General features: G+C 70.7%; 16 protein-coding genes. 10 read left to right on the top strand and 6 right to left on the bottom strand.

From position 1 onward, the window contains the following. Nucleotides 1-549: 549 nt before the first annotated feature. From AB0J69_RS23635 to AB0J69_RS23665, 7 genes are all read left to right on the top strand, one after another. On the top strand, nucleotides 550-2,523 hold the full coding sequence (locus AB0J69_RS23635; RefSeq protein ID WP_364120875.1) for an APC family permease: 1,974 nt from the start codon (nucleotides 550-552) through the stop codon (nucleotides 2,521-2,523). Next, nucleotides 2,523-2,777 (top strand): hypothetical protein, encoded by a 255-nt coding sequence (locus tag AB0J69_RS23640; RefSeq protein WP_364120878.1) that lies wholly within the window; start codon nucleotides 2,523-2,525, stop codon nucleotides 2,775-2,777. The genes AB0J69_RS23635 and AB0J69_RS23640 overlap by 1 nt, the downstream gene beginning before the upstream one ends. Before the next feature lie 103 nt (nucleotides 2,778-2,880). Further along, nucleotides 2,881-3,012: a hypothetical protein gene (locus AB0J69_RS23645; RefSeq protein WP_364120881.1), complete on the top strand. Its 132-nt coding sequence runs from the start codon at nucleotides 2,881-2,883 to the stop codon at nucleotides 3,010-3,012. A 149-nt stretch (nucleotides 3,013-3,161) separates the two neighbouring features. Then, on the top strand, nucleotides 3,162-3,509 hold the full coding sequence (locus AB0J69_RS23650) for a hypothetical protein (protein ID WP_364120883.1): 348 nt from the start codon (nucleotides 3,162-3,164) through the stop codon (nucleotides 3,507-3,509). 246 nt (nucleotides 3,510-3,755) lie between these two features. Further along, a complete protein-coding gene (locus tag AB0J69_RS23655) occupies nucleotides 3,756-4,178 on the top strand; it encodes a hypothetical protein (protein ID WP_364120886.1) in 423 nt (140 codons plus the stop codon). Nucleotides 4,179-4,817: 639 nt separating this feature from the next. Next, complete coding sequence (locus AB0J69_RS23660; RefSeq protein WP_364120889.1) at nucleotides 4,818-5,468, top strand: DUF1345 domain-containing protein; 651 nt, start codon at nucleotides 4,818-4,820, stop codon at nucleotides 5,466-5,468. A gap of 77 nt (nucleotides 5,469-5,545) precedes the next feature. Continuing rightward, nucleotides 5,546-5,902: a response regulator transcription factor gene (locus tag AB0J69_RS23665; protein ID WP_364120892.1), complete on the top strand. Its 357-nt coding sequence runs from the start codon at nucleotides 5,546-5,548 to the stop codon at nucleotides 5,900-5,902. On the opposite strand, the gene AB0J69_RS23670 is transcribed toward AB0J69_RS23665, so the two are convergent. Continuing rightward, nucleotides 5,880-6,533: a response regulator transcription factor gene (locus tag AB0J69_RS23670; protein WP_364120895.1), complete on the bottom strand. Its 654-nt coding sequence runs from the start codon at nucleotides 6,531-6,533 to the stop codon at nucleotides 5,880-5,882. The two genes, AB0J69_RS23665 and AB0J69_RS23670, sit on opposite strands and share 23 nt — an antisense overlap. Nucleotides 6,534-6,576: 43 nt before the next feature. Between AB0J69_RS23670 and AB0J69_RS23675 the strand changes: the two genes are divergently transcribed. Continuing rightward, entirely contained in the window at nucleotides 6,577-8,007 is a 1,431-nt protein-coding gene (locus tag AB0J69_RS23675; RefSeq protein ID WP_364120898.1) for a CHASE3 domain-containing protein, read from the top strand. A 120-nt stretch (nucleotides 8,008-8,127) separates the two neighbouring features. Further along, nucleotides 8,128-9,096 carry a PrsW family glutamic-type intramembrane protease gene (locus AB0J69_RS23680; RefSeq protein WP_364120901.1) on the top strand — a complete coding sequence of 323 codons (969 nt, stop codon included), beginning with the start codon at nucleotides 8,128-8,130 and terminating at the stop codon, nucleotides 9,094-9,096. Nucleotides 9,097-9,354: 258 nt separating this feature from the next. On the opposite strand, the gene AB0J69_RS23685 is transcribed toward AB0J69_RS23680, so the two are convergent. From AB0J69_RS23685 to AB0J69_RS23695, 3 genes are all read right to left on the bottom strand, one after another. Continuing rightward, the gene (locus AB0J69_RS23685; protein WP_364120904.1) at nucleotides 9,355-9,681 is read right to left on the bottom strand and encodes an LLM class flavin-dependent oxidoreductase; all 327 of its coding nucleotides are present in this window, start codon (nucleotides 9,679-9,681) and stop codon (nucleotides 9,355-9,357) included. Continuing rightward, nucleotides 9,653-10,402 carry an SDR family oxidoreductase gene (locus tag AB0J69_RS23690; RefSeq protein WP_364120906.1) on the bottom strand — a complete coding sequence of 250 codons (750 nt, stop codon included), beginning with the start codon at nucleotides 10,400-10,402 and terminating at the stop codon, nucleotides 9,653-9,655. Before AB0J69_RS23690 ends, AB0J69_RS23685 begins: the two co-directional genes overlap by 29 nt. An 81-nt stretch (nucleotides 10,403-10,483) precedes the next feature. Continuing rightward, nucleotides 10,484-11,224, bottom strand: coding sequence for an SDR family oxidoreductase (locus AB0J69_RS23695; protein ID WP_364120908.1), 741 nt, complete (start codon nucleotides 11,222-11,224; stop codon nucleotides 10,484-10,486). Nucleotides 11,225-11,351: 127 nt separating this feature from the next. Here AB0J69_RS23695 and AB0J69_RS23700 point away from each other — a divergent pair, with 127 nt between their 5' ends. Next, complete coding sequence (locus tag AB0J69_RS23700; protein WP_364120911.1) at nucleotides 11,352-11,951, top strand: TetR/AcrR family transcriptional regulator; 600 nt, start codon at nucleotides 11,352-11,354, stop codon at nucleotides 11,949-11,951. A 223-nt stretch (nucleotides 11,952-12,174) separates the two neighbouring features. On the opposite strand, the gene AB0J69_RS23705 is transcribed toward AB0J69_RS23700, so the two are convergent. Beyond that, nucleotides 12,175-12,786: a TetR/AcrR family transcriptional regulator gene (locus tag AB0J69_RS23705; protein ID WP_364120914.1), complete on the bottom strand. Its 612-nt coding sequence runs from the start codon at nucleotides 12,784-12,786 to the stop codon at nucleotides 12,175-12,177. A gap of 36 nt (nucleotides 12,787-12,822) precedes the next feature. Next, on the bottom strand, nucleotides 12,823-13,662 hold the full coding sequence (locus tag AB0J69_RS23710) for a hypothetical protein (protein ID WP_364120917.1): 840 nt from the start codon (nucleotides 13,660-13,662) through the stop codon (nucleotides 12,823-12,825). Nucleotides 13,663-13,667 lie beyond the last annotated feature (5 nt).

The raw sequence follows: 13,667 nt of genomic DNA on the forward strand, positions 1-13,667 counted from the left end.
CGGCGTCGAGGAGCTCAAAGCCCTCGCCCTGGGCGCGCTGCGGCGGTTACAGAAGATGCCTGCGCTGGTGCGATCGTTCTTCGCCGATCCTCATCTGGCCTACATCGCCGCCAGCCTCCGATAGTCCAGAAACCCACGAACTGATTGGATAAACGGTGTCATTCCCTTCAAAGCTGTTTAATTTCCCTATTTCCGCTAAAAGCGGATGATCCGGGGGCGGTGCACGCAGGGCTCTTTTCACCGCTCCCGCACCAGCCGTTCACCGTTCTGGCGGCGAAATCCTGCCGCCGAGCGGCGACGCAGACACCTGACCCGGCCCGATGTGACCGCTCACCCGCACGCCGACCGCGCACCGACGGCTGCAGGTGCACGACGAACACGTCGCCGCGATGGCGAACCGACCGCCTGCCACCTTCCACACCGACGGCCGCACCCAGCCCAGCCGGCCACCTGGATGATGGATCGCTGCATGTCGAGGCGGTGCACCGCTGCTCCCTCGATTACAGTCAGTGATCGAAAGGAGGCGGTGATGCGTGTGACCGCCGGCCCGTGAAGGACTGGGCGAAGCGGGTCCTGATCGGCCGCCCGTTGCCGACCGGGAGCCTTGCCACACAGCTCCTGCCCAAGCGGCTGGCGTTGCCCGTCTTCTGCAGCGACCCCATCTCATCGGTGGCGTACGCGACCGAGCAGATCATCATGGCCCTCACCCTGGGTGGGCTCGCCCTGCTGCACGTCACGGGGTGGATCGGGGCGGCCATCGTGGCCATGCTGGTCATCATCATCGTGTCCTACCGGCAGACCTGCTATGCCTACCCCAACGGAGGCGGAGCGTACGTCGTCAGCCGGGAGAACCTGGGCACCAACGCCAGTCTGGTCGCGGCGAGCGCGCTGCTGGTCGACTACGTGCTGACGGTAGCCGTCTCCGTCGCCGCCGGAGTCGACGCGATCACCTCCTATCTACCCGCGCTGGAACGCTGGTCGGCCGCGCTGAGCGTGGCCTGCATCGCGATACTCACCCTGATCAACCTGCGCGGCACCCGGGAGTCCGGGCGCGGCTTCGCCGTGCCCACCTATGCCTTCATCGGCGGCATCTACCTGCTGTTCCTGGTCGCGGCGTGGCGGCTGGCCACCGGCGACCTACCACGCGCCATCAGCGCGGACTTCGCCGTCGACCCGCTCTACCAGCCCGTCGGTGTGGTGGCGATCTTCCTGGTGCTGCGGGCGTTCGCCTCCGGGTGCACGGCACTGACGGGAGTCGAGGCCGTCAGCAACGGCGTACCTGCCTTCCGGCCGCCCAAGAGCAAGAACGCGGCGAACACCCTGGCGATCATGGGCGTCTTGTCGATCACGATGTTCTCCGGCATCACCGCGCTGGCGCTGTTCACCGGCGTACGGATGACCGACCCCGATCACCCTGGCCGGGTCGCCGGGATGCCCGCGAACTACGTCGAGCCGACCGCGCTTGCCCAGATCGGCGACGCCGTCTTCGGCGGCGGCGTCCTGTACGCCTACCTCCAGGCCACCACCGCGGCAATCCTGATCATGGCCGCCAACACCGCGTACAACGGGTTCCCCCTGCTGGCCTCCATCCTGTCCGCGGACTCCTACCTGTCGCGGCAGCTTCACAAGCGGGGAGACCGACTGGTCTTCAGCAACGCGATCCTGCTGCTCGCCACGGCCGCGGCGATCCTGCTCGTCGCCTTCGACGCCAACACCTCCCGGCTGATCCAGCTTTACATCATCGGCGTCTTCGTGTCGTTCACGCTCAGCCAGGCAGGCATGGTCCGGCACTGGCAGCGCCTCGGCCGGCCGTACACCCTGAAGGTGCGGCGGCGCCAGGCGATCAACGCGGTCGGTGCGGTGGTGACCGCCGTGGTGCTGGTGATCGTCCTGGTCACCAAGTTCCTCAACGGCGCGTGGATCGTCTGCCTGGCCATGCCGGCGCTGTTCGTGCTCATGAAGGCAATCCGGCGGCACTACGACCACGTGCGGGAGGCGACCAAGCCGGACGCGCCCCCGGTTCGCCCGGCCGTCGGTCACGCCATGGTGCTGGTGTCCCGGCTGAGCAGCCCGGCCCTGCAGGCGCTCGCCTACGCCGCCGCAACCCGGCCGGCCAGCCTCGAGGCCGTCCACGTGTGCACCGATGAGGAGGTGACCCGGGAACTGCGGGACGGCTGGGAGCGGTACGCCCCCGATGTGTCGCTGACACTGATCGACTCGCCGTACCGGACCACCGTGGGACCGGTGCTGCAGTATGTGCGCGAACGACGGGCCCGGCACGACGGCGAGATCGTCACCATCTACATCGTCGAATACGTGATCGGGCACTGGTGGGAGCGGGTGCTGCACAACCGGCTGGCCGCGCGGCTGCGGGACCGGCTGCTGCTGATCTCCGGAGTAATGGTCACGCTGGTGCCCTACCGCCTGGCCTCGGGTGAACGCCGCGCCGCCGACCGGCGTCCTCCTCGGCGGGTCCCTCGCCTGGTCGCGCTGGCCCGAGGGCTTCCCCGAGACTCAGCATGATGCCGAAACACTCGGTCCCCAAGCTCGCCGGCCGACGATCCGCCGATGCGAGCCGCCTGGCCCGGCACGGCAATCTGGGCATCGCTCTGCCCGGCGGCGCGATCGGCCGGCGCCTGCACACGAACCCCGCCCTGATGACGACCCTGCGGGGACTACCTCATCGACACCTGACCGCCCTCCTGCAAACGCCGGACCCCGCCGCCGCGACGATGGCAGCACCCGGCAAGCCTGACAAGCCCCCGCCGTGCGCCTGACCGCCTCCCTGCCACCCGGGGGAGCGCACCGAGATCGTGGCCCACCGGCTCAACCGGGAACCGCGGGCCGTCCGCCGACTCCGGCCTCGCGGACGTCTCGTGCGTGAAGCCGTACACCGAGCGCAAGCCGACGGCGTACGAGCACGCGTGGGAGATCCGGGACGCCTACGAGTACCACGAGTACGAGGATGCGGAGTGCGGGGCCGAGGAACCGGCGGACAGCCGTTGGCGCTGAGAAGGATCTTGATTGCCCGATTCTGAGTCCCGCTCAGCCGTCTCGTTCAGCGAACCAGTCCAGTCACTCTCTGTTGATGATGTGTGACTTTCTGCTTCAATGAAGGGTCTGCCTCCGCAGGCATCTCCGAGAGCAAGGAGTGAGCGCACATGCCCGTCCTCCGCAAGGCCACTGCCGTAGCCGCGCTGGTCATGGCCGTTACCGGCCTGCCCCTGCCCGCTTCCGCCGCGACCGCTCAACCGCCCGCAGCCGGCTTCCCGTGCCCGCCCGTGCTGGGCGTCTGCGCCTACGACGTGGACGACAACCTCAGGGTGCTCTTCGACGACGAAGCCGACATCATCCCGCCCATCGTCCGGGCGGCCAACTACAGCGGCGACCCCTGGTGCTTCTACAACTGGTTCGGTTACGGCGGTGACCGCCGAGAGCTCGCCCCGGGACAGGTCGTCCACGACTTCGGCTTCGTCATCCGCGCCGCTCGACGCGGACCGTGTAACTGACGGAAGCGGCGGCCGACGACCTCCACCCCGCGCACCGCCACCTCCAGCAGCGCCGTGCCCTTGGGCGGGACAGCAGCCCGGCGGGAGGTCGCGGCCCCATTGACCATCACGGCGCCTACACCGCGTCCCCGATTGTTTGTTCAGCACATCGCCCCGTCGCTGGACAAACCACAACCAACTAGCTTGACTCCCCGAACCCTCCGGTCAAGCAGCTTGACCGGGCAAACTAGCCGACAGGGGAGACATATGTTCATGCGATCGGCCCGCCGCGCGGCCACCGTCACGGGGCTCTTCTTTCTGGGGGCCAGTGTGCTGACCGCGACACCCGCGTACGCCGGCGTCAGGGGAGACATCCGTAACGACCTGCCAGCCAGCTACACGGTCAAGATCGCCACGTTCGGCGGCGGCTCGAGCTCGTGCCGGACGTGGAACGCCGGAACCCAGCGCTGCACCCACTGGTGGCTCCCCAGTGGCAAGGCGGACGAGGGCACGGACGGGATCCGGCCCGGAATGGACACCGACGGCTTCATGGTCGAACAGCCGGTCCTCGTCGTGCTGCCGACCGGCGTGGCGATCCGGGTCGCGGCATTCACGTGGACGAAAATCAGCGACTTCGAGGACGTTCACTGCTCGGTGAGCGGGGGAGCGCGCTGTGTGATCAGCAGCTGATCCGGGCGGACGTCCAGGCCCGTCACACATCAAGACGGGCCTGGGCCCTGAGCGGCTCAACGAAGGCTGGAGCGGAATCGGCCACTTCCTGAAGCTCCGGCCCTCCATCAGCTTCGCCAGGACGTCCGCAGAGACCTTGAGGAAGAAGTGCTGGACGACGGCCCCCGCTCCCTTCAGCAAGCCGAAGATCTCACCCGCATACTCTGCATCGACCAGCGTCATGGGAACCAGGACGTCCAGATGGCCGGCGACAGGCGGCGTTTGAGGCCGCGTGTCGCAGACCCGGCCATGCCTCGACCGAGACCACCCAGCTGTACGCGCGGCTGGACGACAAGGTCGCCGACGCCGAAAGCGGCGTCGCGACCAGACAACGCGCTGAGCAACCTGCACGACCGAGAGCGGGCCTCTCTCACCGCGATAAAGATCGTTCTCAGCGCCAACGGCTGTCCGCTCGTCCCTCAACCCCGGAATACGCGCACCGATCGGCCCAGACCGTCCTGCGCCGCCGGAGCCCTGGCGGCTAGCAGGTAGCGGCGGCTTACCGCTGGCCCCATCCCCGGACGGGCGCTGGCCGCGATGCCCGCCGGCCCGTTCGCGGCGAGGCTGGAAGCACGAGAACAGAGGATAGGGGCGATCCTGATGACGCGGGTGTCGGAGATGCTCGGAGCCTCGGTACGGCGGGCCGCGCTGACCGCTGCCGCGGGCGGGCTCCTGGCCGTGGCCATGGCCGCGGCGGTGGTGCCGTTGCCGTACGTGCCGTTGATCGGCTGGGACGCGGTGGCCGTGGTGTTCCTGGCGGTCACCTGGGCGCGGATCGCCCGGCTCGACGGCCCGCAGACGGCCGCCGACGTGGACCGGGAGGATCCCACGCGCGCGGGCGCGGACGTGGCCGTGGTCGTCGCGGCGGTGGCCAGCCTGGCGGCGGTGGGCTACATGATCATGATCGCCGGAACCGGGGCAGCCTTGGTCGTGGGGCTCGGCGTCGCCAGCGTCGTGGCGTCGTGGGCGGTCGTGCACACGATCTTCACGCTGCGGTACGCGCTGATGTACTACTCCTCGGGTGGCGAGGGCATCGACTTCCACACCGGCGACCCCGGCGGGGCCCAGCCGCGATTCACCGACTTCGCCTATCTGGCCTTCACCGTCGGGATGACGTTCCAGGTCTCCGACACCGAGTTGCACACCTCCGCGTTCCGCTCGACGGTGCTGCGCCAGGCCCTGCTGTCGTACCTGTTCGGGACGGTCATCGTCGCCCTGACCATCAACCTCGTCGCGGGCCTGGGCCGATGACCGCGCCGGCGGTACGCACGAGAGGGTTCCAGCTAGCGGGAATGCCCCGCGCCCTGCCGGGGTGGGAGCCTGGGGAGGTGGAGTTGCGCTGCCTGATCGTCGATGACAGCCGGCGGTTCGTGGAGGCCGCGAGCCGGCTGCTGGAGCTGCAGGGCGTCCAGGTCGTCGGCACGGCCGAGACCGGAGGCCAGGCGTTGGAGCTGGCCTCGGCGCTGCGGCCCGACGTCGCGCTGGTCGACGTCGGGCTCGGCGAGGAGAGCGGCTTCGACGTGGCCCGCCGCCTGGAAGCCGTCCCGGTCATCATGATCTCGACCCAGGACGCCGACGACTTCGCCCAGCTCGTGGAGGCGAGCCAGGCGGTCGGGTTCCTGCCGAAGGCGCGGCTGTCAGGGCCGGCGATCCGCGAGCTGCTCAGCGGGCATCGAGGAAGGTGAGCACGGCCAGCACCCGGCGGTGGTCGTCGTCGGCCTCGGTCAGGCCCAGCTTGGTGAGAATGCTGCGTACGTGCTTCTCCACCGTGCCCTCGGTCACCCACAACCGGCGGGCGATGCCGGCGTTCGAGCGGCCCTCGGCCATCAGCGACAACACCTCGCGCTCGCGCGTGCTGAGCGCGTCCAGCGGGTCGTTGCGGCGTCGCGCCGACACCAGCTCCTGGACCAGTGCGGGGTCGACGACCGAGCCGCCCCTGGCGATGCGCAGCGCCGTGTCGACGAAGTCCTCCACGTCGGTCACCCGGCTCTTGAGCAGGTAGCCGATCCCGCCGCCGCTGGCCAGCAGCTGCATGGCGTGCTCGGCCTCGGCGTGTGCCGACAGCACCAGGATGCCCACCTCGGGGTGCCGCTCGCGGATCTCCGCGGCGGCCCGCAGCCCCTCGACCGTGTTGGTGGGCGGCATCCGGATGTCCACGATGGCCAGCTCCGGCCGCCGTTCGCGGACCAGGTCCAGCAGCTGGACGGCGTCACCGGCCTGCCCGACCACGTCCAGGCCGGAGCGCGCGAGAAGGCTGGCGAGCCCCTCGCGCAGCAGCACGTCGTCGTCAGCGAGAACCACCTGCGTATCGGCCATGTCGGCATTATGGGACCTTGTCCCCGATCGGTACACTCCGGGCATGCTCGATGGCCGGTCAGGCGCAGCCAGGAACGATCCAGGCCGCGGTCTCACCCTCCGCACCGTTACGGCCGGCGCCGTGCTGGCGCTGATCGTGGGCACCGCCTTCGCGGTCCTGCTGGTCTCGATCGGCGACCTGCGTGACGCCTGGCGTCGCGAGCAGCGCTCCGCACAGGTCCTGACGATGGCCAACCGGCTGGAACGTCTGATCATCGACATGGAGACGAGCCAGCGCGGGTTCGCCCTCACCGGCCAGGAGAGCTTCCTGCAGCCGTGGCAGGCGGCCGTCGCGGCCTTCCCCGGGCAGGCGGTCGAACTGGAGCGGCTGGTGGCCGACGACCCCGCCAACCACGTGCTCGCCCGGAGGATCGAGGCGGAGGGCACGTCGTACATCGACGCCTACTCCGTCCCGCTGGTGCGGGCCATGCGGAGTGATCGGGCCGTGGCGCGGGCGGCCGAGACCGCGGAGGGCAAGCGCCGCGTGGACACGATGCGCGGGGAGTTCGACGCGCTGGTGGCGGGCGCCCTTTCCATGGCCCGGACCGAGCAGCGCCAGTCCGACACGGCGGCCCTGCGCGCGATCACCATCGGCGTGGCCGGGCTGATCGCGTCGGTCGCCCTGATCGGCGCCTACTCCCTCTACCTGGCCCGCGCGGTGGTCACCCCGGTGCGGCGGCTCGCCGGGGCCACGCGGCAGCTGGCCGGCGGCGACCTGCAGGCCCGGGTGCCCGAGCGCGGGGTCGGCGAGATCCGCGTCCTGGAGCGCGGCTTCAACACGATGGCGGCCACGCTGGACAGGCAGCGGGAAGAGCTGGCCGCATCCCGCTCGCGCATCGTCACCTCCGCCGACCAGGTCCGCCGCCGTATCGAACGCGACCTGCACGACGGCATCCAGCAGCGGCTGGTCTCGCTCGTGCTGGACGTGCGCACCACTCAGGCGACGCTGCCGCCGGACCGCCCCGACCTCGCCGAACCCCTCGACCGGCTCGCCGACGGGCTCGGTGGGGCCGTCGACGAGCTGCGCGAGATCTCCCGCGGCATCCACCCGGCGATCCTGAGCGAGGCCGGACTCGGCCCGGCGTTGAAGACCCTCGCGCGCCGCAGCGCGGTGCCGGTCGAGCTGGACGTGAACGTGCCGGGCCGGCTGCCGGAACCCGTCGAGGTGGCCGCCTACTACGTGGTCTCCGAAGCGCTCACCAACACCGCCAAACACGCCCAGGCCGCGGTCGTGACCGTGCGGGCGTGCCTGGAGCAGGGGACGTTGCGACTGCGGGTGAGCGACGACGGCGTCGGCGGCGCCATGTCCGGCACGGGCTCGGGACTGCTCGGGCTCGCCGACCGCGTCGAGGCGCTGGGCGGCACGTTCACCGTAGACAGCCCGCCCGCCCAGGGCACCACCCTGCACGCCGATCTGCCGGTCACCGGAGGCTGACCGGGATCCCGGGATTCCAGCCAGCCGGTAGCCGGGATGGCCGCTGGCCGGGGCGACACCGCGGCGGGGCCCGCGGATCCTGAAGGGAAAGCCTTGAGCACTCCCCGGAAGGAGCCCGCGGTGAAGTCACACCCGGCAGTTTTCCCTGATGTCGCATTCGTCAACGAGCCCAGAGCGCGGCGCACCGGCCCGAGCTGGGTCCGGATCCTCCTCGGAGGGCTGGCGCTGTGGGTGGCGACCGTGGTGGTCACGTTCGTCACCGGCAACGTCAACCTGGTGCCGACGATCATCCTGGTGGGCAGTTTCCTGGTCCCCGTCACGTTCGTCGCGTTCGCGTTCCGGCGCGCCGACGCGGTGATCACCACCCAGCGCATCTTCTCCGCGTTCGTGTACGGCGGCGTGCTCGGCGTCCTGGGCGCCTCGATCCTGGAGTCGGCGCTGCTGACGAACATGTCCAGCTGGGGCTACCTGGCGATCGGGGCGATCGAGGAAGGTGTCAAGCTGGCCGCGCTGTGGCTGCTCGCCCGCCGGCTGCCCTTCTACACCCCGCGTGACGGCATGGTGCTCGGCGCGGCCGTGGGCTTCGGCTTCGCCGCGTTCGAGAGCGCCGGGTACGCCTTCAACGCGCTGTTCACCTCCAGCGGCCTGTCGCTGCTCAATCTCGTTGAGACCGAGGCCCTGCGTGCGGTGCTCGCCCCGGTCGGGCACGGGTTGTGGACCGCGCTGCTCGGCGGCGTGCTGTTCGCGGCCGCGGCGCGCAGCCGCAGCGACCGGCCCCGGCCGAACCTCCCTCTCCTCGGCTGGTACGCCGTCGTGGTCTTGCTGCACGCCCTGTGGGACGCCGCGCAAACCATCGCGGTGTGGCTGACCCTGCTCGTGACCGGCACCCCGGCCCAGTGGCTGGCGATCATCCGGCTCGGGCAACTGCCCGGCGTCACCCAGACCCAGGTCCACCTGTTCACGATGCTGAACTGGGGGCTGCTGATGGTCGACGGGCTGATCGGGATGGCCCTGCTCCTCGTGCGCTGGGTCCGGCTCGGCAGGGGACGCGCGACCGCGCCCTTCCCGCTGACCGCCAGCCTGCGGTGACCGTTCAGCCTCGATGCCTGCCTGGAGGGCGCGCCTTCGGCGGCGCGCCCGGCGGGCCCTTGAACGCCTGGTAGCGGCGTTCGACGGCTTCTTGGCCTTTGTCGTGGTGCAGCACTTGGCCGGCGTCGGCAGATGTGCCGCGCACAGGAAACCGTCGCTCAAGCGGGCGGCACGCCGGATCCCGGCCGGGCTGAAGGCCCCGAACAGGATCTCGGGACCGCCACGGCGGGTAGGCTGCGGTCCGATCGGGCCGATGCCCTAGGCGTACGGCTCGCCCGACCAGACACGGCGCATCACCGCCATCACCTCCTCCAGCCACGCCCCGCACCGGTGCACGTCCACATTCACCGCCTCGCAGTCGTCCCGGCGCGCCCCCAAGCCGATGCCGAGCGCGAAGCGCCCTCCCGACAGGCGGTCCAGGGTCGCGCACTGCCTGGTCAGCAGCGCCGGCTCGCGGAGCGGAGCGAGCAACCCCTCGGTCTGCACGTGGATTCTGGCGGTTGCCCCGGGAAGCAGAGGTGCCGAGAGTGCGGGCAGGACCGCTGACGAATCGAGGTCAGTAGGCGAGTTCTCCGATGCCGCCATCGACGCGCAGGACGGTGCCGGCGGTGTAGGCGGACTCGTCGGAGGCCAGGTAGACGGCCGCCTTTGCCAGCTCGGTGGCGGTGCCGATGCGATGCAGGGGCACGGTCCGCCGCAGTTCGTCGTACACGGCGGCCTGCCGCTCGGGGCCGAGTGAGGCGAACGTGTCCGTGAGGGTCGGCCCCGGGCTCAGCCCGTTGACGCGGACGCCCCGCTCCTTCAGCTCGTAGGTCAGCCCGCGCGACAGGGACAGCAGGCCGGCCTTGGCGGCGCCGTAGACCGCCGCGTTCTCGTGCCCGATGAAGGCGGAGACGGAGCCGACGAGGATGACGGACGCCTGCCGGGACAACAGCGGCAGCAGGGCCTTGACCAGGAAGAACGGCCCCTTGAGGTTGGTGGCGATGAGCCGGTCGAACGCCTCCTCGGTCCATTCCTCGATCGGCAGGTGGGTGACGTCGGCGGCGTTGCTCATCACGACGTCGAGCCGCGGCCACTCCTGCCGCAGCCGCGCCGCGAGCGCTGCCTGGCCGGGCACGTCGCCGGCGTCGGACAGCACGGGCAGCACCCGGCCGCCCAGCCGCCGGGCGGCCTCCTCCAGACGTTCGCGCGAGCGGCCGGTGATCGCGACGGCCGCTCCCTCGGCGAGGAACTCGCGGGCGGTCTCGAACCCGATGCCGCTCGTCCCTCCCGTGATCAGGGCGTACTTGCCCTCAAGACGATCCATTGACCTCGATCTCCTCACTCGCGCCCGAGCGCGTGGTTCTGGTAACGGTGGTTGTGCAGAGGGACCGGAGGGTGCCCCGGGTCAGATGGCGGTGCGGCCTCCGTCGGCTGCCACGACGGCGCCGGTCATGTAGCCGGCCTGGTCGCCCGCGAGGAAGGCGATCACCTGGGCGACCTCGGCCGGGTCGGCGGCCCGCTTCAGCGCGGTCGTCAGCCCCATGCCGCCGAGGTCCGGGCCCATGGCCGCCACCACCTTGGAGGTGGTCATCGGGCCGGGCGCCACGGCGTTGACGCGCACGTTCGAAGGGGCGAACTCGGCCGCCCAAGTGCGGGTCAGCGACTCCAGCGCCGCCTTGGTGGCGCCGTAGACCGCCATCGCCGGCATGCCCAGGGCGGCCGCGGTGGAGCTGACGTTGACGATGCTGCCGCCCCCGCCGGCGGCCATCTTCGGTGCGAGCCGGGCGACCAGGACGAACGGCGCGCGCACGTTGACCGCGAAGGCGGCGTCGTAGCCGGCGAGGTCCTGGTCGGCGGTCGCGCTGAACGGGACGACGCCCGCGTTGTTGACGAGGATGTCCACCGCCCCGGCGTCGTCGCCCAGCCGTTGCACGGCCTGCGGGTCGGCCAGGTCGGCGGGGATGAAGCGCACGGTGCCGGCCGCGCTCGCCCGCACGTCATCCACGACCTGGGCGCCACGATCCGGGTCGGTGCCGGTGATGATCACGTTGGCCCCGCCGGCGGCGAGGATCCGCGCTGTCGCGTGCCCGAGCCCGCCGATGGCGCCCGATCCGGTGATCAACGCCGTCTTCCCGTTGAAGTCCATGGGTCCTGCCTCTCGTCCGCCGGCGCGCTCATGCGCCGGCAGACTTCCGTGTGGTCGTTCAATAAGTCGCTCGGCCTCACCGTAGGGCATTTTGTGCAAGCGGTCAAAAAGTCGTAACCTGGGGGACATGGCACGGACAGGGCGCCCCCGCGCATTCGACAAGGACGAGGCGCTGGAGCGTGCGCTCCTGCTGTTCTGGTCCCGGGGCTACGGAGAGACCTCCGTTCAGGACCTGGTTGACGCGCTGGCCCTGGAGCGGGGCAGCCTGTACGGCGCCTTCGGCGACAAGCGGCAGTTCTACCTGGCGGCGGTCCAGTTGTACTGGGACACCTACGAGCGCGAGCTGATCACGGCGCTGGAGGCCGGGCCGGTGCTGCCGGCGCTGCGCGAGGTGCTCACTCATCCCGCCCGGGCGCAGGAGTATGCCTCCGACGTCGGCGTTCCGCAAGGGTGCATGATCGGCAACACCACGGCCGAACTGGTCCCGCACGATGCCGAGGCCCGCGAGATCGTAGCCCGCTCACACGCTCGCTTCACCCAGATCGTCGCCGACGCCCTGCGGCGCGCGCAGGCCACCAATGAGGTCACCCAGGCCGCCACTCCAGAGGCCCAGGCGCAGCTCCTGCTGTTCACCGTCCAGGGCCTCTCCCTGGTCTCCCGCGCAGGACTCGACACCTCCGCCGCGCTCGCCGCCGTCGACGCCCTGATCGACGCCCTCCGCGCTTGATCCGCGGGCTCGGGGGCCCACCGCGCCGTCGGCCGGTCCGGATCGCTGTGGCTTCGACGAGGTCACTGTGCGACCCGGGGCCTTGCGCGAAACCCTCGAAGGACTTCACCGGTGACGAACGTGCCTGACAACCTCGGAGCCCACTTGCTCAACGGCGGCGGGGCTGGTGGGAGGCACCGCTGCGGTCAGGGCGGGTGAGCGGCGGCTACGGCATCGCCGGCGGTCAGCCGCCGGCGGTCTCGCCCGCCGCCGCGCGGGCGAGGGTGTCGGCCACCGTTGTGCGGGCGAGCCGGGCCACGGAACGCAGTTCGGCGTCGGAGGCGCCCGCACGGCTGAGCACGGCCAGCGACTGGTTGATGGCGACGACGAACGCGGCCAGCTCGTCCAGGACGTGGGGATCGGCCGGTGCGGCCGCCAGCGCCGCGCGTACCCGTCGGCGCTGGATGTCGAGCAGGGTGCGCACATGGCCGCGGCTCTCCTCACCGAGGATCGCCGACTGCGCTGCGGACTGCGCGATGAGGCACCCCGTAGGAACCGACGGGTCGGCGATGCGCGCCAGCACCACGTCCAGGAACGCCTCGATCGCGCGCACCGGATCGTCGGAGTGCGCGGCGAGCGCCTCCTCGTACTGGGCGCCGTAGGTGGCCGCGTAACGGTCGAGACACTGGCGGAACAGGGCGTCCTTGCCGCCGAACGTGCCGTAGAGGGAGCCGCGGCCCAGACCGGCGGCCGCGCCCAGGACGTCGAGCGAGGCATCGGTGTACCCGCGCTGCCAGAACACGCGCATCGCCTGGTCCAGGGCCGCGCCGACGTCGAACTGCTTGCGGCCTGACATGCCAAACCTCCCGGACTCTTGGTATCCGCCGTGATTCTATCCACATGTTGGACTGAACGATAAAACTATCTTTGACTGTTCAGTACAGGATGGCATAGCGTGCTGGAGCATTCGCAAGGGAGAAACCACTGTGATCCACGACATCGCTCCAGAAATCGGTTCGCGGGGCTGCGGCGGCCGCCGCGTCCGCGCCGGGTTCTGGCTCGTGGCAACGGTGTACGCCCTGGTCATGCTGGGCGGCACCCTGCCGATTCCGCTGTACGCGTTCAGGGCGCCACGCATGGGTTTCAGGCCCTTCACCACCACGCTGGTGTTCGCCGTGTATGTGCTGGGAACGGTGCTGGCGCTGATGATGTTCGCGTCCCTGTCCGATCGCGCGGGGCGCCGGCCGCTGCCGCTTTCGCCGCGTTCGCGGTCAACGGCCGCGGGCTTGTTTCCTCCCTGGTGCCCGCCTTCCTGCACGATCGGCTGCACGTCGACAACGTCGCCGCCGTCGGCGCGCGGATCGGGCGGCTGTTCCTGGTCGCCCTGGTCTCCCGGCTCGCCGCCCCGGCGCGGTGGCCCTCCGGCCGCCGACCGGCGCCGCTGTGGCTCGTCGCGGGCGTCGTCGTCCAGACCGCGCTGTGGACCCGGTCGCTGCCACTGTTCGTCGCCGGCACGATCCTTGCGGGCGCCGGCGTCGGGCTGGTGTTCCGCCGCGGCGTCGCCGTCACCCAGCGGCTGGCCCATCCGCGGCGCCGGGCGGATCTCCTGTCCACGTACTTCCTGGTCGTCTGCACCGGGTCGATCGTCCCGACGCCGGCGCCTGGGAGTCCTCGACCAGGCGCTCGACGAGAACCTGGCGACGTTGCTGCTGTCGGTCGCGGTCGTGGCCACCACGC

Source organism: Nonomuraea sp. NPDC049709 (assembly GCF_040674815.1).
Classification (GTDB): Bacteria; Actinomycetota; Actinomycetes; order Streptosporangiales; family Streptosporangiaceae; genus Nonomuraea.

Coding starts and splice junctions, on each gene's coding strand:
- AB0J69_RS23675 (WP_364120898.1), top strand. CDS start 6,577: ATGCTCGATGGCCGGTCAGGCGCAGCCAGGAACGATCCAGGCCGCGGT.
- AB0J69_RS23670 (WP_364120895.1), bottom strand. CDS start 6,533: ATGGCCGATACGCAGGTGGTTCTCGCTGACGACGACGTGCTGCTGCGC.
- AB0J69_RS23660 (WP_364120889.1), top strand. CDS start 4,818: ATGACGCGGGTGTCGGAGATGCTCGGAGCCTCGGTACGGCGGGCCGCG.
- AB0J69_RS23700 (WP_364120911.1), top strand. CDS start 11,352: ATGGCACGGACAGGGCGCCCCCGCGCATTCGACAAGGACGAGGCGCTG.
- AB0J69_RS23685 (WP_364120904.1), bottom strand. CDS start 9,681: ATGGCGGCATCGGAGAACTCGCCTACTGACCTCGATTCGTCAGCGGTC.
- AB0J69_RS23640 (WP_364120878.1), top strand. CDS start 2,523: ATGCCGAAACACTCGGTCCCCAAGCTCGCCGGCCGACGATCCGCCGAT.
- AB0J69_RS23695 (WP_364120908.1), bottom strand. CDS start 11,224: ATGGACTTCAACGGGAAGACGGCGTTGATCACCGGATCGGGCGCCATC.
- AB0J69_RS23650 (WP_364120883.1), top strand. CDS start 3,162: ATGCCCGTCCTCCGCAAGGCCACTGCCGTAGCCGCGCTGGTCATGGCC.
- AB0J69_RS23705 (WP_364120914.1), bottom strand. CDS start 12,786: ATGTCAGGCCGCAAGCAGTTCGACGTCGGCGCGGCCCTGGACCAGGCG.
- AB0J69_RS23690 (WP_364120906.1), bottom strand. CDS start 10,402: ATGGATCGTCTTGAGGGCAAGTACGCCCTGATCACGGGAGGGACGAGC.
- AB0J69_RS23655 (WP_364120886.1), top strand. CDS start 3,756: ATGTTCATGCGATCGGCCCGCCGCGCGGCCACCGTCACGGGGCTCTTC.